We start from the raw sequence: 21,072 nt of genomic DNA, 5'->3' as shown, positions 1-21,072 counted from the left end.
ATCTGTTTCGATTCGCGAAGGAGCGGATCGACTATGATTCAATAGAACGTCAACTAAAACGCGTCAACAAAAACACATCATCGCTGGTGATGTAACGAACTACACTAGCTGATGCAAATAGACTGACCAGCTGGGCAGTTGTGGTTAACAGCATTTGCTTAGCTTCATAATGTTAGCCACGATAAATTAGCCGAGCTAGGTGGAATGCATAAAAAACAGTTAGAAATAATTGAAAACATTAGCATATAAACTGATTAGGTCAATAGGCAAGATTTATCTTTGTTGAGACTTATACAAGTTTATTTTTGATTAAATCAAGCTAAGCGGTGTTTAGTTCCATCATTTCGTATTTTGTCGTATGAATTGTTCCGCATCTTCTGCAAGTAAGGGCCTGCTGAATAAGTAGCCTTGCAGCTCATCACAGCCTTGCTTCAATAAAAATTCTCTTTGGGCTTCGGTTTCTACGCCTTCGGCAATCGTGATGAAGTCGAGACTATGCGCGAGTTGAATAATCGCACTGACAATCGCACTGTCATCGGCATCAGTCGCAATATCACGTACAAATGATTGATCAATTTTGAGTTTATAGATATTGAATTTTTTGAGATAGCTGAGAGAAGAATAACCTGTGCCAAAATCGTCGATCGACATTCTGACTCCACGTGAATGCAAGTCATCCATAATACCGATGGCATGCACAGGATCGCCCATCGCAACACCTTCGGTGAGTTCGAGCTCGAGATATTCAGGAGCAAGTTGCGCTTGCTCGAGTATGCTCGATACTAATCCAGGCAGATCTGGATGCTTAAATTGAATCGCAGATAGATTCACCGCCATCACCATAGGTGGTAAATCTTTATCTAACCATTGCTTGAGTTGATTGACCGCAGTACGTATTACCCAAGTTCCAATCGGAATAATTTGTCCGCTATTTTCAGCTAGCGGGATGAATTCAGCGGGCGAGATCATACCCAATTCAGGATGCTTCCAGCGAAGTAAAGCTTCGACACCGATCACACGATGATTTTTGATTGAAAGCTGCGGTTGATACTGCAAATAAAACTCGTTTCTTTCCAAGGCTTGATGCATCGCATTTTCAAGCGCGAGCACACGTGCCGTGCGTAATTGCATATCGTGATTAAAGAAACGGAAGTCATTACGGCCGTCATGTTTCGCGTTATACATGGCGATATCGGCATGCTGGTACAAGGTTTCAAAGTCGTCGCCATCCCGTGGAAAGCTTGCAATCCCGATCGATGCTGTCACTGTAAGCGTATGTTTTTCCAACTGATAGGGCTTAGATACCTTGTCGAGCAATCGTTCGGCAATACGACTTAACTCCTGATCATCGCAGTGATTGATGATGACGACGAATTCGTCACCGCCCATACGTGAGATCACATTTTCTTTAAATAAGTTATCACGCAAACGCTGGCTAATTTCTACTATTAATTCGTCACCGGTACGATGGCCTAAGGTATCGTTAATGTTCTTAAAGTGATCAATATCTAAGAATAGTAAACCAAGCTGTACCGCATTTTTTTGCGCTTGAATAATCGCGGTTTGTACGGTTTCTTTTAATAGGTGGCGGTTAGGTAGCCCAGTCAAGGAATCAAAATAAATCAGTTGACGTATTCTGCGCTCAGATTGAAGTTGACTAGTTATGTCCACAATCGAAGCCAGAATATAACGACTTTCCTCTTTGAAGATCGGCGTTAAGCCGATTTCTACACGGAACTCGTGACCATCATTATGTAAGGCGAATAGTTCTCGACCTTCCCCCATTTTTCTTTCACTAGCATGCTTTAAATAGCCTTGAATATGTAGGCCATGTTGCTCTCGCAATCGACTCGGAATAAGTTCTTCGATTGACTTTCCTAGTAGACTAGAACTGGCATAACCAAACAGTGTGTCAGCCTCGGTATTGGTCAATACGATCAGTCCATTTTCGTCGGTCATGATCATTGCATTTGGTGAGGCTTGAAGCGCGCTGCGGAAGCGATCCTCAGCGCGTTTAAATTCGGTTAGATCGGTATGCGAGCCGACCAAGCGCTGCAAGCGACCACGATGATCATATTGTTTTTCGCCACGCGCCAAAATCCAGTGATAGCTACCGTCTTTGTGCCGTAAACGGAATTCACTTTCATAGATTTTAATGTGATCAAATGCCAGAAAGTCTTGCACTCTTTGCTGCGCGATTTTCTTGTCATCGGGGTGTAGCAGCGATTCCCAGGTGTTGAAATGATTGTCGAGCTCAGCATCGGTGTAACCTAGTTGGGCTTTCCATACGCTAGAGTAAATAGTTTGTCCTGTTTGGATATTCCAGTCCCATAAACCTGTATTTGATGCTCGTACTGCCAATTCCAAATTTTGTTGTGCGACTTCTAGTTTTAAGTAGGGTTGCTCAATCGCTTCAACAACTACAGCGCGATAGATGAAGTAGTAACTAATGACCTTGTAAATATGCCCGAGCACGTTGTAGGCGCCGGTTAAGGTTGCATACAGCGTAAAAAAGAATTCACTCATCGCCATCGTGCAAACCGCTGCAAATAATAGCGAGGCTTTAAATGATTGTGGTTGCCGCATCTTGATCCACAATACGATGGCTGTCGCTATGTTCATCAAGATGAATACGTATTCGAGTAGTTTCTTCAGTGGTGTTAGGCCTTGACCAGGGATAAACCAATGTGGAAACAAATCTTGGCGATAGACGACCAATGCCGCGAACAGTGTTGTAATGGTGCAGGTTGCAGAAAACAAGGCGTATTGAAATTTCTTTGATACGCTAGTTTCCCAAGGACAGATACTTACAACCAGCAATGCGAGTGCCGCCACAAAACGTGCTGAGAGCCAAAAATTTAAGTGTTTATCTGTATCGTTAGGACTTAAAAATTCAGGCATGCCGGCGTACGACACCATGTGTAAGAAATCTAGAATGCCGACGGCGAAGAATAAACAGGCAAGCAAGACCAAATTTTGCGTGTTACGTGATTGTCGATAGTTCCAGCCTACCGCAACCACCATCATCGCTACTGCAATTGAGAGTGTCTCCATTAAAGTATGGAGCGATAGATAGTAGGGAATCCCTTGATGGTTAGGCGCGCTTGGAATTAACCAAGATAAAAACTGGATGAAGGCGAGGAGGGCGAGAAAAAGGACTAATTTGTAGGTGGTGATTTCATGCGAGGGATGCAATCGCCACCAATGATCTTGATGAAAAGACTGAGAGGTTTCGAGCTTGTTCATTCAATACCAAATCCTATTAACTATGCTGTCAAATAAATTATCGACTAATTTATTGTGTAGCGATAAATTTCCACATGGAAACATTTTATCATTGCTCGGACGTGTCGTAATAATTTTTGATGAGTGGAAATTTAACTGATTTTCTTTTGATGAAGTTTAAAAATTAATTGCTTGATTGCTATGGAGCCTAGGAGAGCTAAGCCAGCCAAGCGTTTTGCTAAAAGTTGACTATACAAGAAAAGATTCGCTTATGTTGTTTTTTGATGATGGTGGTATTAAGCCAAAATCAATAGGATCCACAACGAACGAAGCCAGCGCATGCATTGTTTGCGCTTGTGAGAAATCATGTCAGTCATTGATGTAAATTCGGCCGTATCGACAGACGATGCTTTTTGCTGCGTTAAGTCACAATTGACTTTAGCGCACATTGAATACTAATGATTGAGCATGATTGCAACGACGAGCCATGACCCATATTCGATGGTTCAGCCAAACATATGTATTACTGAAGTAAAAGGTAGATTTGTTGAGATAGCGCCTCATATTTTTAGTATGAGGGCGCTGATTTTCTCTGAAGCGGTCATGCTAATTCATGCAAGCTGACGTACTTATTGAACGTCGGTACTGGCCTCTTCATCTTTGAGATTTTTTAGGAAATAGAGAATAAAGAAAATCGCCATGCCAATAATAAACAGGATGACACCAATACTCATTAGGCCATAATCAGTTGAAAATAATGTGTTCCATAATTTCATTTCGTTCTCCTCAATTGTGTAAATTGAGTATAGGCATTCAGACCTGAAAAGAGTTGAGCTGGATCAAGTTGCATGTGAATTCTTGATCACTAACAGACTGTGTTTGAAACAACAAAACTCTTTTGTCGCAAGGAATTCTCACAATTTAAGCTAGTGTGAACTGCCTATCTATTTTTCGATCCTTTTTCTAATTTGGATAATCGCCACATCAGTCAAAACCAAGGCGCTTGACCCCTGACAGTATCAATACCACCTCACTGGTTGCGGTAGAAAATGCTGTTCCATGCGCTAAGGCATCTTCGGCTTTTTCTAATTGATTGTCATTGATTAACTCGCCAACTTGTCCAGCCACGCGATGGAAGCGTGCGTGCTTTTCTAAAAGCTCTTTAAAGCTACGACGAGAGCTAAGTCGTTGACCATCACCATAGATCCATTTTCCAAGTGCACAGCAATCATCGCGCGTGAGGGTTTTAACATCGACATGATCGCCATTCTCAATTGCTTCGCGGAGTTTTACTTTCCATTGTCGATGCGCGTCAATAATGGAATCAATATCGATGCCTTCAACTTTTTCTGCAACCGTATGACCAGGAAGTCTAAATTCATCCACTTGAGCAGCAAGGCGAACAGCGACATTGCATTGTGATTTGGCGGCAGTCGCGGTTTCTTCCACAAGCACTGCATTGGCTTGCGTATTACGATCAAGCTCGCTCACAGCTTCGCCAATTTGACTAACACCTAAACTTTGTTCACGCGCACCATTCGCCACTTCATCTAATAGATCTTTAATTCTATCGGCGTTGTGCACGATTTCTGTCATTGCATGTCCCGCATTTTTAACCACTGTGGTGCCCGTAGAGATTTGTGCTGAACTATGGGTAATAAGATCTTTAATTTCTTTAGCTGCAAGCGCGCTACGACCTGCAAGCGCACGCACCTCGGAGGCGACCACGGCGAACCCGCGACCTTGCTCGCCTGCACGCGCTGCTTCAACCGCCGCATTGAGTGCCAAGATATTTGTTTGAAATGCGATGCCGTCAATCACGCTAATGATGTCGCTAATTTTCTTGGAGGAGTCTTGAATATTCTCCATCGTAGTAACGACATTGCGCATGACTTCGCCTCCACGCGTCGCTGCTGCTGCATTGTCTATCGCAATATTCGAGGCTTGTTTGACTGAATCAGCCGTCATTTGCACTGTTGAGGTGGTTTCTTCAAGCGCGGCGGATGATTCCTCCAACGCACTTGCTGCCGATTCGGTTCGTGCTGATAAGTCTTGTGTGCCTTGCGCGATTTCCATGCTCGAACTCACCACATGGTCGCTTGCTAACTTCACTTGATTCACAGTATCGCGTAAAGCCTTTTGCATGTTCGCTAGCTCTTTCAATAAGCCAGACATTTCGTCTTTACCCTTGGTCTTAATATCCACGCGCAAATCACCCATCGCAATGCTAATTAATCGACGACGAAGTTGCTTGATGCCGCCAATCATAGAACGATAAAAGCCCATGAATAAATAGAATGCCAGCGATACGCCACAGGCAGAAATACCAGCAGTCAGGTACAAATTGAAATTGAGCTTTGCTTGACGTTCTGCCAGCATCATATCGAGTGCATCCAGATTTTTTTGTACTTGCGAGAACTGTGTTTCCAAAGTCTTATTGGCAACTGAAATATAGTTCGCAAGGTCGGCATTCAACTCGCTTGGGTTGGACAGCAAATCGCGCTTGATGGCATTGATGAACGCACCCGTCATTTCGATTGCAGCAATTTCAATTTTAGAAAAATGTGTTGGCGCTGCCTGTTTTACTTTATCCATATCACGCGCTGCCAACGCAAGCTCGTGTTCCATAATTGCTAAATGCTGCTCAATTTCGGCGACTTGTTGAACATTGATTTGCTTTTGATTGAGTGCATTGCGCCCAAGTCCGCGCAACTGCGACGTGCTGCGAATGATCTCCGGCGCACGCATCAGAACCGCGCTCATTAAATAATAGGATTGCAGATCTGGATCGAGTGCCAGCCCAGACCCATCGGTCGTCCTATCGAGTAGATTGCTTAAATTTTGGAAGAGTGTGGTGTGTAATTTATATACTTGCTCAGCACTTAGTTTTTCTTGTTCAGCATCAATGACACTTTGACGGACCTGTTCGAATTGCGTATTGGTCTCGAGCACAGAACCATATTGCGTGTTGAGCGTCTCAACTTTTTTCAAAGAAGAAGTGAACTGACTTTTTGCTTCCTTAATAACGTTCTCTGATGTTGATGTATCGGCTGTTCTAACTTGATAGCGCCAAGCAGCAGCGTGATCAAGTGCTTCATAAATTGACTTTGCATACTGCACGCCAATACGTTCTTTCTTTACAAATTGAAGATTGTGATGCACTTCATTGAAATAGCTGGCGAACATCCACATGATCGGCAATAAAAATGCGAGCGAAATAATCGAGATCTTCATCGGAAATTTGAGCTGCCGCATGAATGATGATGCAGGCGACCAAATTTGGGCATGACTCAATAAATAGTAAATTTTCTTCACAAATACAGATCTCAAAACTAGTTATAAGTGATGCGTTCACTTTAATGCATGGGGATGCGATATTTGTTGATTTGTGGCAATGTTGATCATTAAGTTTTGTGAATTGTTGTTAAATTTGACTGGCGTTATGGCAGTAGATTTTAATAATTCCATCGCCACTTTTTACTGCTTGAATTTAAGCGATTGAATGCAGGTGACCATATTTCTTTAATGATGTGAGATTGATCGAAAATTTACTCTGCAACTTTGAGTGAAACTTAATCACCTAAGCGTTGCGGCTGACGCTAATAAACCAGCAATTAGGTCAAGCAATACTCACTCGATGATCTAATCGGCTAGGCCAATCGCCAGCTATACAAACTAGTCGAGCGTTGCCGCTTACAATGCTTCAACGATAGTCGAGCTCTGTTGGTGAAAGACCAAAACATACGGCGACGAAGCACATTCATTTCATTCACACTAAGGTGGTGAATTCTTACTGGTCTCGGTAATGGTGGTTCAAGGGGCAGTGGGAAGAGTTTTGTTGATGTGAAGCGAATTCTGTTTTACGTGTCAATTAGTACAAAGTTAGATGTAATGACGTAATTAATTGGTTGCTCTTAGCTGAGCAACACATCTTTGGCTTATTTTTTTATTTGGTACAAGAATTGCTTTCTATGAAGGTGAATTTTGATTGGCTTCTTGCTAAGTGTAAGAAATAGTCGAATATTTGGTTTGTGTTGTTCATGAAGAAAATACGGCGAAAGGATTCAGAATCCGTTCGAGATCTCTATTTTTATAGCAATAAGCAAATAGATGAAAATATGGTATCTACGACAGCAAGCTAAAAGTAAAAAGCAAATTATGGACTTTTGGACTTCCCTAAATTCAGAAATTGACTGGATTGCTACTGCGATCGTAGATAGTGAAAGTGTTGTTGAACTTCGTTATGTAGATTTGAATTTTTTAAGACCAACATGAAAGCCGAACTGTTTCTTATAGACTCATTTGCATGACATCGATCCCGATTTCCTTGATCAATCTATCCATTAAGCAAGCATTAATAAATTCAAATGGTACTGACATTATGACCCAACAATATACAAGCCCAGGCGTCTACATCAACGAACTCAACGCCTTCCCTAATTCGGTGGTTCCAGTCGCGACAGCTATTCCTGCCTTCGTCGGCTACACGCCCAAAGCAGAATACCAAGGTAAGTCTTACCTAAATACGCCACAAGTGATTTCTTCTTATGCTGAGTTTGCTGCGATCTATTTGTTGGATGATCCTGCGCCGCCAGCTGATCCGGCGAAGCAGTATCAGCCTGAGTATTATCTGGTGGCGCAAGCGCCGCATTCGTCGTTATCGAGTATTGGTCATTATGTGAATATTGGTGGCGTAGATTATGCGATCTTGCCTGATCCGAATACGCTTTATTACATGGTCAACAGTCTGCGCTTGTTTTTTCAAAATGGTGGCGGGCGTGCCTACATCGTGTCGGTTGGCACCTATGGTGCGCCGAGTAAGACACCTTTGCCTGATCCTAGTGTGCGACCAGTGAATACGAACGTCTTGCTATCTGATTTGACGTCTGGCTTGGCGACTTTGAAAAACGAGCAGGAACCGACCATATATGTGTTTCCCGAGGCAACGCTGTTGTCCTTGGCGGAGAATGCGACCTTGATGCAAACGGCTTTGCTGCAAGCTTCGGAATTGCAAACCGCAGTATGTATTTTTGATGTGATCGGTGGCGATACGCCTGATCCGGTTTTGTACACCAATGACGTAGAGAATTTCCGTAATGGGACAGGTAGCCAGGGTTTGGACTTTGGAGTTTGCTATTACCCATTCATCGGCACAACTATCATGCAAAGTGCTGACATCGATTTTACGAATTTATTTGGTGGTGATGTCGCGCAGTTGGTCGCGCTCTTAAATCCACCATCGAATCCTAATCCCGCTGCGGCAGCAATTTTGAACATGATACAGAATCCGCCAACGAATCCCATGAGGAATAGTCAGTTACAAGCGGCGCTGTTGACAGCTAGTCCTAGTTATCAGCAGCTCATAAATGTCGTCTTGGCCTACGCGAACATCTTGCCAGTGAGTGGGGCGATGGCGGGTGTTTATACCTTGAACGATAGTCAAAATGGTGTGTGGAATGCTCCAGCCAATACCAGCATCGTTGGCGCGGTGTCACTGCCGATTCGTTTAAGTGATGCACAGCAAGGAAATTTAAATGTGGATACTGCAACGGGTAAATCCATTAATGCGATACGTTTTTTTAATGGGCTAGGTATTTTAGTCTGGGGCGCACGTACACTTGATGGAAATAGCGATGATTGGCGTTACATACCAGTGCGGCGCACTATGACGTATTTGGAGCAATCATGTAAAGAAGCAGTACGTGCCTATATTTTCGAACCGAACGACAAGAATACTTGGGCGGCGGTGACAAGTATGATTAGTAACTTCTTAACTTCGGTATGGAAACAAGGTGGCTTGCAGGGCGCTAGTGCTTCCGATGCATTTAGCGTGAGTTGTGGATTGGGTTCGACAATGACTGCGAACGACATCCTTAATGGCTTTATGAATGTCACGATAAAAGTCGCGGTAGTGCATCCTGCAGAATTTATCGTTTTCACCTTTCAGCAGCAAATGGCGACAAGCTAATTAGCTAAATATCAATTGATACTACTATAGTTGGCTCGATCATTCGTGTTGATTCAGCATCGCAGAGATTGTCGTCTCGTTTGCCGTCGATCTTTGCAGATTAATTGAAGAAAGTCGCGCGAGTTTTGATAGTTTCATGCGCGCTCTCTGTTTCTTCCCGTGTCTAATATCTGATTGAAAATAACCACTTCGCCATGTAAGGGATACTGACATCGGTGTGCGGTAGAATCACGCCGAGGTTTTTTTGCCTCTTTTATTACACACAACAATCCGTCCACAAAAAATATCAGTAGGCTCGGAAAATTAAGGAGACTTTATGGCAGGTGCAACAAGTGCAGAGGCGGGTAATACCGCATTGATTTCGGCAGATCCGGTTGTGTTCGGAATATTGATGGTGGTGTTGGGAGTAGTGTTTGTCACAGAAAAATCGCAGCATGGATTTTGGAAAAAATTTTATGCTGTAGTACCAGCTTTATTGCTTTGTTACTTTATTCCCGGTTTGTTGAATACCTTTGGCGTCATTGATGGTGGTGCTTCCAAGTTGTACCCAATGGCACGCGATTATTTATTGCCGCTGGCCTTGGTGGTCTTGTGTTTAGCATGTGATTTGAATGCGATTTTAAAGCTTGGCCCTAAGGCGGTGATTTTGTTTTTGACGGGAACCGTCGGTGTTATTTTGGGGGCGCCCTTGGCTTTGATGATTATGGGATTGTTTGATCCTAGTTTATTAGATCCGGCAGGTGAGAATGCAATTTGGCGCGGTATGACAACCACCGCAGGTAGTTGGATAGGTGGTGGCGCAAATCAGGCAGCGATGAAAGAAGTGTATGCCGTTGGAGCGGATGTGTTTGGCAAGTTTGTTGCGGTCGATGTCATCGTTGGCAATATCTGGATGGCGTTCTTACTATTTTTAGCTGCACGCAGTATTAAGCTTGATGCCATGCGCGGTGCTGATACGCGCGCTCTAGAAGATTTGCGTGCACGAGTAGAAAAGGTCAGTCTAGAAAATACACGAATTGCGAAGACCGATGATTTCATCAAAATTTTGGCGCTAGGTTTTGGTGCAACCGGTCTGGCGCATTGGTTGACGAGTTTTATCGTGCCATTTATCAAAGAGCATGCGCCGCATTTGGAGCGTTATAGCTTAACCGCTAATTTCTTCTGGGTGACGGTGTTGGCGACGACATTTGGATTGATGCTCTCATTTACGCGGGCTAAAAAATTAGAGGGGGCTGGTGCTTCTAAGATCGGTTCGGTAGCGATTTATGTTTTAGTGGCAACCATCGGTATGCAAATGAATTTGGCATCGATCTTTTCCGATCCTGAATTATTTATCTTGGGATTAATTTGGATTAGCTTCCATGGTGCATTGATGATCCTAGTTGCCATTTGGTTGAAAGCTCCTGTGTTTTATATGGCTGTTGGTAGTCAAGCCAATATTGGCGCGGCAGCGAGTGCTCCTATTGTTGCTAGCGCATTTCATCCAGCACTCGCGCCAGTCGGGGTGTTATTGGCGGTGTTGGGATATGCATTGGGAACCTATGGTGGCTGGGTATGTGGTCAGCTTTTACGCATGGTGGTGGGAGCGTAGAGCTAGACGGTTGAGCCTTGTCTATTGAATGCAAATTACAAATAAGCTGAATTTTTTCGCGGTAGTTTGAACTACCGCGATTTTTTTATGTACGATGAAGTTCGGCGTGTAATGAGTGTGAGCTAAATGATTGAATGATTCTGGTAAATCAAATTTTCTAAGCCAGAAAGCAAAAAGCCTCTTGATTTCTCAAGAGGCTTAAATACTGTTGGTGCCGAGAGCCGGAATCGAACCGGCACGCCTTGCGGCGCCAGATTTTGAGTCTGGTGCGTCTACCAATTCCGCCATCTCGGCAACGCATGAACAGAATTATGACAGGGTGCTCCGATTTTTGCAAGCACTTGGCTTAATTTGCTGTTATATTTTATGGTTTCCTTCTTCAAACAGTTTGATTTGCTTATTTTTTGTGCGAATTGAATTTTTTTCGTTTTCGCATCAGTCAATCGTATTAATCGTTTAGTCGTTTTATTTTTTCTCTATTTTGCGGTAGAGCGTAAAGAACTCATCTTTGTCAGCCGCTCGTTGACCTTCCCAGATCATTTCCCAGTTGCCTGGAAAATCCTTGTCGACAGGTTCTTTGGACTTTCCTTGGAAGCGACGGTTTCCCTGTGTCAGTAAGAGGTCGCAGTTTTGTTCATCGAAGCCAGCGAAGTGAACTTTGCTGAAGTAGGCAAAAGACGCGCGTTGTGATGCGCCAAGTTTGCTGTCAATGCAGCGATAGGGCGTTGGGATTTTTTCTGCCATTTCTTTTGCAACAGCTGCATAGCTAACGCGATGATTTACCAGTGGCAGCCATAATGACATCAATAAGAACCAGCATAGGATCACGCCGCCACTCGATAGTACGACCGCTCGCCATAGTACCGATGGTTGACGCGAAATGCGCCAATACACGATGCGAAACCAAATGATCGTGATACTGAGTCCGAGAATAAAAGTAAATGCGTTAAATTCTGGCACGTAGCCAGGTGCCCAACTTAATACTTTTTTGCCAGTGCGAGCAGGCCAGCCCGTTTGTAAGGCAATCCAGCCTAACCAGAATAAGCCAGCTGCTCCTGTCATGACCATAACAGCAAACCAATCGACAGCATTAATCGCACTGCGTTTCATTGTCGGCAGACCAAATGCCGCCAAGATCGCTAATGGTGGCAGAATCGGCAGCAAATATCCTTCTTCATGGCTGTGATTGAGTAGTGCCAGCAAGATGAAACAGATCAAGAAGCTTAAAGGTAGGGAGATGTGCAAAGTACGTTCTTGCTTGCGCCATGCATAAATCGCCCAAGCCGCAAAAGGCCAAGCGGGCCAGGCAAACCAAATTCCGTAACGTAAGAAATAGAAAGCGTTATCGAGTGCTGGGAGGCCGATTTGACGATAGTTCCATTCCATCCAAGCTTGATAGGGCGAGCTGGAGTAAGGCTGTACAGTTTGTATCGCAAAGATCCAAAGACCCGCAACTAATAATGTCGCAGGTAAGCTGATGGCAATGATTTGGCTACTGAGTTTTTGTTGGCGATAAAAGCACAGCGCAAATAAGGCAAGCAAGATCGCCAGTGGAATGATCCAGCCTCGCGTGAGTATTAATAAGCCCAGTACTAAGCCGATTTTGAATGCGCCGATCTTGCTGGGTGTATCGAAATAGCGCACGCAAACGTAAAGCGAATAAGCGATTAAAGCGATGTGCAAAGGTCCACTGCTTGAAGTATGGCTAGGAAGTAGTAGTCCCAAGCAGCCGAGATAAATAAGTAATGCACCATCGGCTAAAGTACGACCGAAGTCGCGTGGTTCTGGTTGTCCACCAAATGCCAGTTTTAATGGTTGTGCCTCAGCACGGCGACCTAGTAAATAGGTGGTGTACCAAACTGATATGGAGCCGAGCAGGAATGCTAAACCAGTTGAAATGCGCGCAGCCATTGGGTCGCCAATGAAACCGCCAAATAATTTAATGCAAATCGCACCTAACCAGAATGCGAGTGGGCCTTCTTCGGGGACCGGTAAGCCAACCACGTGCGGCCACAGCCAATCATTCAGGGTGCCATGCGCCATTGTCCACATCACACCAAAACCAGCTGCATCTGCTCCTTTCCATGGATCGCGGCCAATTAGACCGGGTAGGATATAAAGTAAGCAAAGTGCGAAGATGCTCCAACGTGGCAATGCAATGGTGGCAGAGGCAGGTAAACGGACTGGCTTCATAGTTTTTTTATTTGATAAAACTCGATGATACAAAAAAGGCAGCCGTAGCTGCCTTTTTTCTTGATACTGCTGTACTAATCGTACAAGTTCGTTGCTTATTCGCCAGTAGAAACAGACGTTTTAGAACCAACAGAACCGAATTTCTTACGGAACTTGTCAACGCGACCAGCCGTATCAACGATTTTGTGCTTACCAGTGTAGAAAGGATGAGATTCAGCAGAAACCTCGATCTTTACCAATGGCAAAGTCTTACCATCAACTTCGATAGAATCTTTAGTTTGAATAGTGGAACGTGTGATGAATTTGAAATCGTTAGAAACGTCGTGGAACATCACTTCACGATAATTTGGATGGATACCGTCTTTCATGCTTGCCTCAAAAATAGTTTGGTAGCCAATACGCACTTCGTCGGTCGCCCAGCTTCTTGACCCGATTGCTTATCACTTGCCAGTAGTTAAATCATATTAAAAGTTTCTTAGCGTCAAGCTAAGCCGGTAATTATACAATAAAATAAAGCCAATGCACGATTTTGACTGTGCCATTTGCTCCTTAAGGAAAGTATGTCGACAAATATTCAAGCTGGGATGAGTACCTTACTTCACGTGGTTGAAGTAATTGGTGTTTTTGTATTTGCTAGCTCTGGTTTAGTCGAGGCAAGGCGCAAGAAAATGGATTTGGTTGGTGTTTTTACCGTCGCTTTTATTACGGCGTTTGGCGGTGGCACGGTGCGCGATATTTTGTTAGACAGACGACCTTTGTTTTGGATAGAAAATTATGAATATCCAACGTTAATTTTTATTTTTTGTATTCTTGTCTCGCCATTTTTTCGGCAATTACGTCAGGTTGTCACTGAACGTGTGATCCTCTATGCAGATGCTTTGGGTTTAGGCTTATTTAGCGTTGGTGGTGCGTCGTTGGCTTATGCGATGAAAATGCCTTTGTTCATCTGTGTGATGATGGGCGTGATCACGGGAATTTTCGGTGGTGTGTTACGGGATATGATTTGCAATGAGATCCCTATGGTGTTTCGGCGTGGCCAGTTGTATGCCACTTGTGCCTTCCTTGGTTGCTGGGCTTATTTGGGTTTAACTTTGTTAGGTGCGACTGAGCTATTTGCTGTCATTAGTGGGATTGCTGTGACCGTGCTTTTACGTTTAATGGCAGTGCGCCATGATTGGAAATTGCCGGGTTAACTGGTGAATTTGCTTGGCTTGGTAATTTATTTACGTAGTTTTTTTGCGTGGTGGTCGGTTAACTAAGCCAAATAACACAGCATCAATCATGCTCTCTGCATGGGCAGCTAGATCGTAGGCGCTTGGGTCAATCAGCCATTCGTGTACCAAGCCAATTAAAAATGCATGATTGATTTGGACTGCTATTTGTATATCAGTATCTGGTGGGAAGATGCCTTTGTCGACGCCAGCACGGAAGATGTCTGCAATTTTATCCATGCATTCATTGCGACTTTCTCGTTCTTGAATAAAGGTTTGCATTTCTGCAGTTTTCTCGCAGCGATGAAAAATAATATCAAACATCTTTGTTTGTCTTGTGTTCGCCGTCACTTGCGCTATAAAGTGTAAGTTCAATTGGCGTATTGCCGCTATCGAGTCGTCTATCGAATTGCTAGTAATTTCATTGAGCATGACTTCGATAGGCATAAAGGCGCGATCGCATAGTGCATGAAATAATTCTTTTTTGTCTTTGAAGTGCCAGTAAATCGCGCCACGCGTCATGCCTGCCGCGCACGCGACATCGTTTAAGGTTGTATTCGAAACACCTTTTTCACAGAACACCTGCTCAGCCGCATTGAGCAAAGCTTCATAAGTTTGTTGGGTATCTTCTTTGGTTTTTCTGACCACGGTGGAGCTCCTCGCTGTCGTGATAGACGCGTGATAAATACACGTTCTATCAGTTATTTTATTTTTATATGTTGAAGGGATTTTACAATTTAAAACTATACAAACATTCGTGTATGTATATAATAGCACACGGTAAACATCATTTAAAGAGGAAATTCATGCGCAAGACAGTCATTCGAAACCAGAAAAACAGCCGCGATGCGTCGGCTTTTTCTTTTAAATTCAATAAGTTAGCGGTTGTATTTGCTTTGGCTCTACCAGTGCTTGGTCTGACCGCCTGTGGTAAGCAAGGCGCTTCCGGTGCACCAGCAGGAGCAGCGATGCCACCGCCAGAAGTCAATGTTGTGACTTTGCAAGGTCGTGATTTGCCAATCGATTTTGAGTTTGTTGGACAAACTGCTGGCATACGCGAAACCGAAGTACGCGCACGCATTAGCGGCATTTTGGAGCAGCGTGTCTATGAAGAAGGCGCCAAAGTCAAAGCAGGCCAGGTTTTATTTCAAATTGATCCGGGTTCATATCAAACACAATTAGCGTCGGCGGAAGCGGCACTTGGCGTAAGTGAAGCAAAGTTAAATCAAGCAAAACGCGAGTTTGCACGATTGTCACCATTGGCAGCCGAGAAAGCCATCAGTCAGCGCGAATACGATGATGCGAAATCCGCGTTAGAGATGGCAGAAGCAAGCTACAAACAAGTACGCGCGCAAGTCAACGAAGCGAAGTTAAATTTGAGCTATACCAAAGTGGTAGCACCGATTTCTGGTGTGACAGGCGTAGCAAGCAAACCGAATGGTAGCTTGGTGACACCAGCCGATAGTTTGTTGACGACGATCGTGCAAACTGATCCTATCTATGTCAATTTCAGCGTGAGCGAAGCAGATTATTTGAAATTGAATGCTGATTTAGCGAACGGCAAATTGCATTTGCCAGGTAAGCGTGCCAGCAATGGAGGTTTGGATTTTAACGTGAAGTTAAAAATGGCGAACGGTGAAATCTTCCCAACCGCAGGCAAGATGAATTTCTTAAGTGAAAAAGTTAACACGACAACGGGTGGGTTCGATGCTCGTGCGCAAATCGCTAATCCAGATGGTGCTTTGCGTCCAGGTCAATTTGTACGTGTGATGTTGCAAGGCGCAACGCGTCAAGCAGCGATTGCGGTGCCACAGCGCGCAGTGATTGATAGCCCGATGGGCAAAATGGTGTTTGGCGTATCGCCAGATAACAAACTGGTGCCACGTCCAGTCCAGTTGGATGGATGGTCGAACGGTGAATGGATCGTGACTAAAGGTTTGCAAGCTGGCGAGCGCGTTTTGGTGGATGGCTTCATCAAGGCACATGATCCTGGTATGACAGTTAAACCAGTGGCAATTGATGCTAAAGCCGCAGCGAACCCTAGTTCTGCTGCACCAACGACTGCATTAACGACTGCACCGAAGGCAGCAGCCGCTTCAGCTTCTGCAAGTGCGAAAGCTGCGCACTAAGTCCGTCTAGGATGGGTGTTCATTTCAGTCGAATTTAAGGACTCACTATGTTTTCAAAATTTTTTATTAATCGACCGATTTTCGCGACAGTCGTGTCGTTGATTATCGTGATCGCTGGTTTGGCCGCTTTGCGTGTCTTACCAGTTGAGCGTTATCCAGAAATTTCACCACCAGTGGTGAATGTGGTTGCTTTCTACCCAGGCGCTTCGGCAGAAGTTTTGGAGCGAACTGTTGCAGCACCGATTGAGGAGCAAATCAATGGTGTTGAAAATATGTTGTACATGGATTCGGTATCGGCGGCGGATGGTCGCGTATCGATTAACGTGACATTTGAAGTCGGTACGGATCTCGATATCGCGGCGGTCAACGTCAATAACCGTGTCCGTCAGGCAGAAGCAAAATTGCCGCAAGAAGTGCGTCGACAAGGTGTAACGGTATCAAAGAGTTCATCTAACTTCTTGGTTGTTGCCGCGTTTTATTCTGAAGACAATCGTTACGACAGTTTGTACTTATCGAATTATGTAACTCAAAACGTATTGGATGCGATTAAGCGTATTCCTGGTACTACCAACGTTCAAGTGTTTGGTGCGAAAGACTATGCGATGCGTATTTGGATGCGACCTGATCGTATGGCGCAATTAGGCGTTACGGTGAGCGATATCGCCAGTGCTGTCGGCGAACAAAATGCGCAATATGCGGCCGGTAAGATTGGCGCACCACCGAATAACACCGAAGAGTTGACGATGACGGTGACCGCCAAAGGTCGTCTATTAGAACCATCTGAGTTTGCCAATATCATTATCAAAGCAGGTAAGGGCGGTAGCACGATACGTTTGAGTGATGTCGCACGCGTTGAGTTGGGATCGAAAGACTACAACTTGTACGGCCGCATCAATGGTCATCCTTCAGCAAATATTGGTATTTTCTTGCAAACCGGTGCGAACGCTTTAGACACCCGTGAAGCAGTAGAAAAAACGCTGCAGGAATTGAAAGCGAAATTCCCAGAAGGGATGACGTATAAAACACCGTACGATACGACGCCGTTTGTTACTGAATCGATTTATGAAGTGTTAAAGACACTGGCTGAAGCGATGGTCTTGGTGTTTGTCGTGGTGTATTTATTCTTGCAGAGTTGGCGTGCGACGATTATTCCTACATTGGCTGTACCGGTTTCATTGATTGGTACGATGGCTGGTTTACACATGCTTGGCTATAGCATTAATACCTTGACCTTGTTCGGCATGGTATTGGCGATTGGTATCGTGGTGGATGATGCGATCGTCGTATTGGAAAATGTTGAACGCTTAATGAATGAAGAAGGCATGTCGCCAAAAGAAGCAGCGATTGAGGCGATGCATGAAGTGACTGGCCCGGTAATCGCGATTGTATTGGTATTGGTTGCAGCGTTTGGGCCGATCGCATTCTTGGGTGGCTTAGCTGGTGAGTTATATCGTCAATTCTCTGTCACGATTTCGATTGCGGTAATTTTGTCAGGTATCGTTGCGTTGACTTTAACGCCTGCTTTGTGCGCGATCTTGTTGAAACCTGGTGCGGAAAATCATAATCGCTTCTTCGATTGGTTTAACCATGCGTTCGCACATTTAACCAAGCGTTATACCTCTGGCGTGACCTTTTTCTTGAAGCGTGCCGTGCTCGGTGTGAGTTTATTCGTTGGCATGATCTTGATGGCTGGTTTATTGTGGAAAACTGTTCCAGGTGGTTTGGTTCCAGATGAGGATCAAGGTTACTTCATTGGTGCTGCGATCTTGCCAGAAGGTGCATCTTTAGAGCGCACCAATATGATGGTTAAGCAAATGGAAACAGCGCTTGAGTCGAATAAAGATATCGACACACGTTTCGCGTTGATCGGCTTGGATTTCTTAGGTGGTGGCGGTTTGAAATCCTCTGCTGCAACGATGTTCTTCCCGTTGCGTTCTTGGGATGAGCGCGACAAGTCTGCGAAAGAATTGGTGGGTGAATCGTTTATGCGCACTGGCAATATCAAAGAAGGCTTGCCATTATTCTTTAGCCCACCTGCAATTCAAGGCTTAGGTCAAACTGGTGGCTTTGAGTTTTATTTGCAAAACAAAGGTGAGGGCGGTGTTAAACGTTTGGCAGAGTTGTTACCTGTTTTGATTGCCGAAGCAAATAAACAGCCTGAATTAGCTGGCGTAAAAACTTTATGGCAAGCGAACTCACCGCAATTATTTGTCGATGTCGACAATGAAAAAGCACGCGCGATGGGCGTCGTTTTATCGGATGTCTACAATACTTTAGCCGCGACTTTAGGTAGCTACTATGTGAACGACTTTAATAAAAATGGTCGCGTCTACACTGTGCAATTACAAGCGGAAGGACAGTATCGCGCTAAGCCTGAAGATATTGGGAATTTGTATGTGCGCTCAACCACAGGACAAATGATTCCAATTCGCGCTTTCACAACTACCAAGTTCATTACTGGTCCAGATTCAGTACAACGTTTTAATGCTTTGCCATCGATTAAATTGCTCGGAGATGCGAAACCTGGTTTTAGTTCAGGCCAAGCGATTGCGGCGATGGAACGCGCAGCAAAAAATGTATTGCCATCGGATGTGACTTATGACTGGGGCGGTGCCTCCTTCCAAGAAAAGCGTAGTAGCAGCGCAGGCGGTTTGGCACTTGCCGCAGGTGTGTTGATGATCTTTTTGATTTTGGCAGCACAGTATGAAAAATGGTCATTGCCATTCTCTGTTTTGTTGGCAATGCCGTTTGGTATTTTCGGTGCTTTGCTTGCCGTGTATTTACGCCACTTTAATAATGACGTGTACTTCCAGATTGGTTTGGTGACTTTGCTTGGCTTGTCTGCAAAAAATGCGATCTTGATCGTTGAATTTGCGGTGATGAAAGTGCATGAAGGTTATGCACCAGTTGCTGCGGCAGTCGAGGCAGCGCGTCTGCGTTTCCGTCCAATTTTGATGACATCACTGGCATTTATTTTAGGTGTGGTGCCATTGGCATTCTCAAGTGGTGCGGGTGCCGCGGCACGCCAATCGTTAGGAACAGGTGTATTAGGAGGCATGATCGCGGCGACCTTCTTGGCGATCTTTTTGGTGCCATTGTTCTTTAAATTCATTTATGACCGTCGTTTCAAAACTTTAGATAGTGACTTTGATCATCCAGAGCATCACTACGCGAATGATCCATTCGAGAATCCATTTAGAAAAGTTGAGAGTACGGATGCAGTTAAAGAAAATAATGAGGTGAAATCATGAAATTAGGGAAGATTTTTCCTCAAGCTACTGGCGTGAAATTATTACCGTTAGTGTTTAGTCTCAGTCTGGCTGGATGTATTTCAGTTGGGCCTGATTACCAACGTCCACAGTTAGATTTGCCACAAGCAAATCAAGCGAGTCAAGCGAGTAGTGCTCAGCAGGCGCAACATGCTGCGCTAAAAACGTGGTGGAAGGGTTTGCAAGATCCTGAGCTCAATCAATTGATTGAAGACGCGCTCAAGCAAAATCAAGATTTATTGATTGCGACTGCTCGTATGGAGGAAGCTAAAGCCACAGCGGGAATCGCATTAGCAAATCGCTTTCCGACTATCGATGCTAACTTGGCAGTGAGTCGCTCTCGTACCAGTGAAAACTCTGGCAAGTTGCCAGCGAATGCCAATTTAATTGGAGAAAATTACCAATTCGGTTTAAGTGCAGCCTATGAACTTGATCTATTTGGCAAATTAAGTCGTGCAGATGAAGCAGCAAAGGCACGTTTATTGGCGCAACAATCAAGTCGTGACGCCGTGCAAATCAGTTTGATTGCGAATGTAGCGCAAACTTATTTTTCCTTGCGCGCTTTTGATGCACAGTTAGCATTTACCGAAACGACATTAAAGAGTCGTCAAGAAAATCTAGCTTTGCAACGCAAACGACATGCGGTAGGTGCAATTGGTGATATCGATTTACATTATGCTGAATCTGAATTGGCTGCCAGTGAGATCGCTTTCACGCAAGCAAAGCAAGCATCGCGGAATGTGGAATCCAGCCTCGCGGTATTGATAGGACGTTCACCAAAGCAGGTGATGAATCCTGACATTCCACGTGGTTTGACGATACAGCAATTGGTACAGAATTTGCCAACGCCTGCTGGGCTACCATCTGATTTGTTAGCACGACGTCCTGATCTGGTTGCTGCCGAACAGGTACTGGTTGCAGCTAATGCGGATGTTGGACAAGCAAAGTCGGCATATTTCCCAAGCGTGCGATTAACGACGTCTTTAGGTCGCGAGTCACGTGCGTTGGAAGATTTATTTAACCCCGCTTCTTTGTTGTGGAATGTCGCTTCAAGCATCGTACAACCGGTGTTCCGTGCCGGTGCAGTCGGCGCGGTAGTTGATGGTGCTGAAGCACGCAAACGTCAAGCATTAGGGCAATATGTGCAGACTGTACAGAACGCTTTCCGCGATGTCCACGATAGTTTGAATAATGCGGTCAGCAATGCAGCGATTGATGCCTCAACACAATCACGTTTAACTGCCGTTCGTGAAACTTATCGTTTGTCGAATCTGCGCTATCAAAGTGGCTACAGTGCTTACGTCGAAGTCTTGAATGCACAGCGTGATTTGATGCAAGCAGAAATCGCTGCGATTGATAGCCAACGTGCGAAGCTGAGTTCTGTTGTGGCTTTGTATAAGGCTGTTGGGGGAGGTTGGGGGCAGTAGTTGTTTTTGATTGTTAGTGAGTTTTATGGAAGCCGGACTGTAACAGGTTCGGCTTTTTT

General features: G+C 44.6%; 12 protein-coding genes and 1 tRNA gene. 6 read left to right on the top strand and 7 right to left on the bottom strand.

All coding sequences use genetic code 11. From position 1 onward, the window contains the following. Positions 1-339: 339 nt before the first annotated feature. The 3 genes from IE103_RS03055 to IE103_RS03045 form a co-directional block, all read right to left on the bottom strand. Positions 340-3,246 (bottom strand): EAL domain-containing protein, encoded by a 2,907-nt coding sequence (locus IE103_RS03055; RefSeq protein WP_189344510.1) that lies wholly within the window; start codon positions 3,244-3,246, stop codon positions 340-342. 608 nt (positions 3,247-3,854) lie between these two features. Next, the gene (locus tag IE103_RS03050; protein WP_189344509.1) at positions 3,855-4,001 is read right to left on the bottom strand and encodes a DUF3149 domain-containing protein; all 147 of its coding nucleotides are present in this window, start codon (positions 3,999-4,001) and stop codon (positions 3,855-3,857) included. A gap of 208 nt (positions 4,002-4,209) precedes the next feature. Further along, positions 4,210-6,480 carry a methyl-accepting chemotaxis protein gene (locus IE103_RS03045; protein ID WP_189344508.1) on the bottom strand — a complete coding sequence of 757 codons (2,271 nt, stop codon included), beginning with the start codon at positions 6,478-6,480 and terminating at the stop codon, positions 4,210-4,212. A gap of 1,126 nt (positions 6,481-7,606) precedes the next feature. Between IE103_RS03045 and IE103_RS03040 the strand changes: the two genes are divergently transcribed. Together IE103_RS03040 and IE103_RS03035 are read left to right on the top strand one after the other, a co-directional pair. Beyond that, entirely contained in the window at positions 7,607-9,193 is a 1,587-nt protein-coding gene (locus IE103_RS03040) for a phage tail sheath family protein (protein ID WP_189344507.1), read from the top strand. A 316-nt stretch (positions 9,194-9,509) separates the two neighbouring features. Continuing rightward, a complete protein-coding gene (locus tag IE103_RS03035) occupies positions 9,510-10,784 on the top strand; it encodes a DUF819 family protein (RefSeq protein WP_189344506.1) in 1,275 nt (424 codons plus the stop codon). 209 nt (positions 10,785-10,993) lie between these two features. Here IE103_RS03035 and IE103_RS03030 read toward each other — a convergent pair. The 3 genes from IE103_RS03030 to IE103_RS03020 all read right to left on the bottom strand — a co-directional run bounded on the left by IE103_RS03030 (position 10,994) and on the right by IE103_RS03020 (position 13,345). After that, a tRNA-Leu gene (locus tag IE103_RS03030) sits at positions 10,994-11,078 on the bottom strand. Positions 11,079-11,249: 171 nt separating this feature from the next. Then, positions 11,250-12,977, bottom strand: coding sequence for an ArnT family glycosyltransferase (locus IE103_RS03025; RefSeq protein WP_189344505.1), 1,728 nt, complete (start codon positions 12,975-12,977; stop codon positions 11,250-11,252). 95 nt (positions 12,978-13,072) lie between these two features. Further along, positions 13,073-13,345 carry a type B 50S ribosomal protein L31 gene (locus tag IE103_RS03020; protein ID WP_189344504.1) on the bottom strand — a complete coding sequence of 91 codons (273 nt, stop codon included), beginning with the start codon at positions 13,343-13,345 and terminating at the stop codon, positions 13,073-13,075. Between the two features lie 192 nt (positions 13,346-13,537). Here IE103_RS03020 and IE103_RS03015 point away from each other — a divergent pair, with 192 nt between their 5' ends. Then, positions 13,538-14,170, top strand: a complete 633-nt coding sequence (locus tag IE103_RS03015; protein WP_229827032.1) for a trimeric intracellular cation channel family protein — start codon at positions 13,538-13,540, stop codon at positions 14,168-14,170. 30 nt (positions 14,171-14,200) lie between these two features. Here the strand turns inward: IE103_RS03015 and IE103_RS03010 are convergent, their stop codons facing one another. Continuing rightward, entirely contained in the window at positions 14,201-14,836 is a 636-nt protein-coding gene (locus IE103_RS03010; RefSeq protein WP_189344503.1) for a TetR family transcriptional regulator, read from the bottom strand. A gap of 158 nt (positions 14,837-14,994) precedes the next feature. Between IE103_RS03010 and IE103_RS03005 the strand changes: the two genes are divergently transcribed. The 3 genes from IE103_RS03005 to IE103_RS02995 are packed head-to-tail and all read left to right on the top strand — an operon-like array spanning position 14,995 to position 21,013. Beyond that, entirely contained in the window at positions 14,995-16,317 is a 1,323-nt protein-coding gene (locus IE103_RS03005; RefSeq protein ID WP_229827031.1) for an efflux RND transporter periplasmic adaptor subunit, read from the top strand. Positions 16,318-16,364: 47 nt separating this feature from the next. Further along, complete coding sequence (locus tag IE103_RS03000; protein WP_189344502.1) at positions 16,365-19,568, top strand: efflux RND transporter permease subunit; 3,204 nt, start codon at positions 16,365-16,367, stop codon at positions 19,566-19,568. Beyond that, entirely contained in the window at positions 19,565-21,013 is a 1,449-nt protein-coding gene (locus IE103_RS02995; RefSeq protein WP_189344501.1) for an efflux transporter outer membrane subunit, read from the top strand. The genes IE103_RS03000 and IE103_RS02995 overlap by 4 nt, the downstream gene beginning before the upstream one ends. Positions 21,014-21,072: the final 59 nt, after the last annotated feature.

This window comes from Affinundibacterium macrobrachii (genome assembly GCF_014652415.1).
Lineage (GTDB): Bacteria > Pseudomonadota > Gammaproteobacteria > Burkholderiales > Burkholderiaceae_D > Undibacterium > Undibacterium macrobrachii.
This window is presented reverse-complemented; position numbering and strand designations above follow the sequence as displayed.

What these genes read in the sequence shown, in the direction of transcription:
- IE103_RS03015 (WP_229827032.1), top strand. Translation starts at nt 13,538, where the DNA reads ATGTCGACAAATATTCAAGCTGGGATGAGTACCTTACTTCACGTGGTT.
- IE103_RS03050 (WP_189344509.1), bottom strand. Translation starts at nt 4,001, where the DNA reads ATGAAATTATGGAACACATTATTTTCAACTGATTATGGCCTAATGAGT.
- IE103_RS03020 (WP_189344504.1), bottom strand. Translation starts at nt 13,345, where the DNA reads ATGAAAGACGGTATCCATCCAAATTATCGTGAAGTGATGTTCCACGAC.
- IE103_RS03005 (WP_229827031.1), top strand. Translation starts at nt 14,995, where the DNA reads ATGCGCAAGACAGTCATTCGAAACCAGAAAAACAGCCGCGATGCGTCG.
- IE103_RS02995 (WP_189344501.1), top strand. Translation starts at nt 19,565, where the DNA reads ATGAAATTAGGGAAGATTTTTCCTCAAGCTACTGGCGTGAAATTATTA.
- IE103_RS03000 (WP_189344502.1), top strand. Translation starts at nt 16,365, where the DNA reads ATGTTTTCAAAATTTTTTATTAATCGACCGATTTTCGCGACAGTCGTG.
- IE103_RS03055 (WP_189344510.1), bottom strand. Translation starts at nt 3,246, where the DNA reads ATGAACAAGCTCGAAACCTCTCAGTCTTTTCATCAAGATCATTGGTGG.
- IE103_RS03025 (WP_189344505.1), bottom strand. Translation starts at nt 12,977, where the DNA reads ATGAAGCCAGTCCGTTTACCTGCCTCTGCCACCATTGCATTGCCACGT.
- IE103_RS03035 (WP_189344506.1), top strand. Translation starts at nt 9,510, where the DNA reads ATGGCAGGTGCAACAAGTGCAGAGGCGGGTAATACCGCATTGATTTCG.
- IE103_RS03045 (WP_189344508.1), bottom strand. Translation starts at nt 6,480, where the DNA reads ATGCGGCAGCTCAAATTTCCGATGAAGATCTCGATTATTTCGCTCGCA.
- IE103_RS03040 (WP_189344507.1), top strand. Translation starts at nt 7,607, where the DNA reads ATGACCCAACAATATACAAGCCCAGGCGTCTACATCAACGAACTCAAC.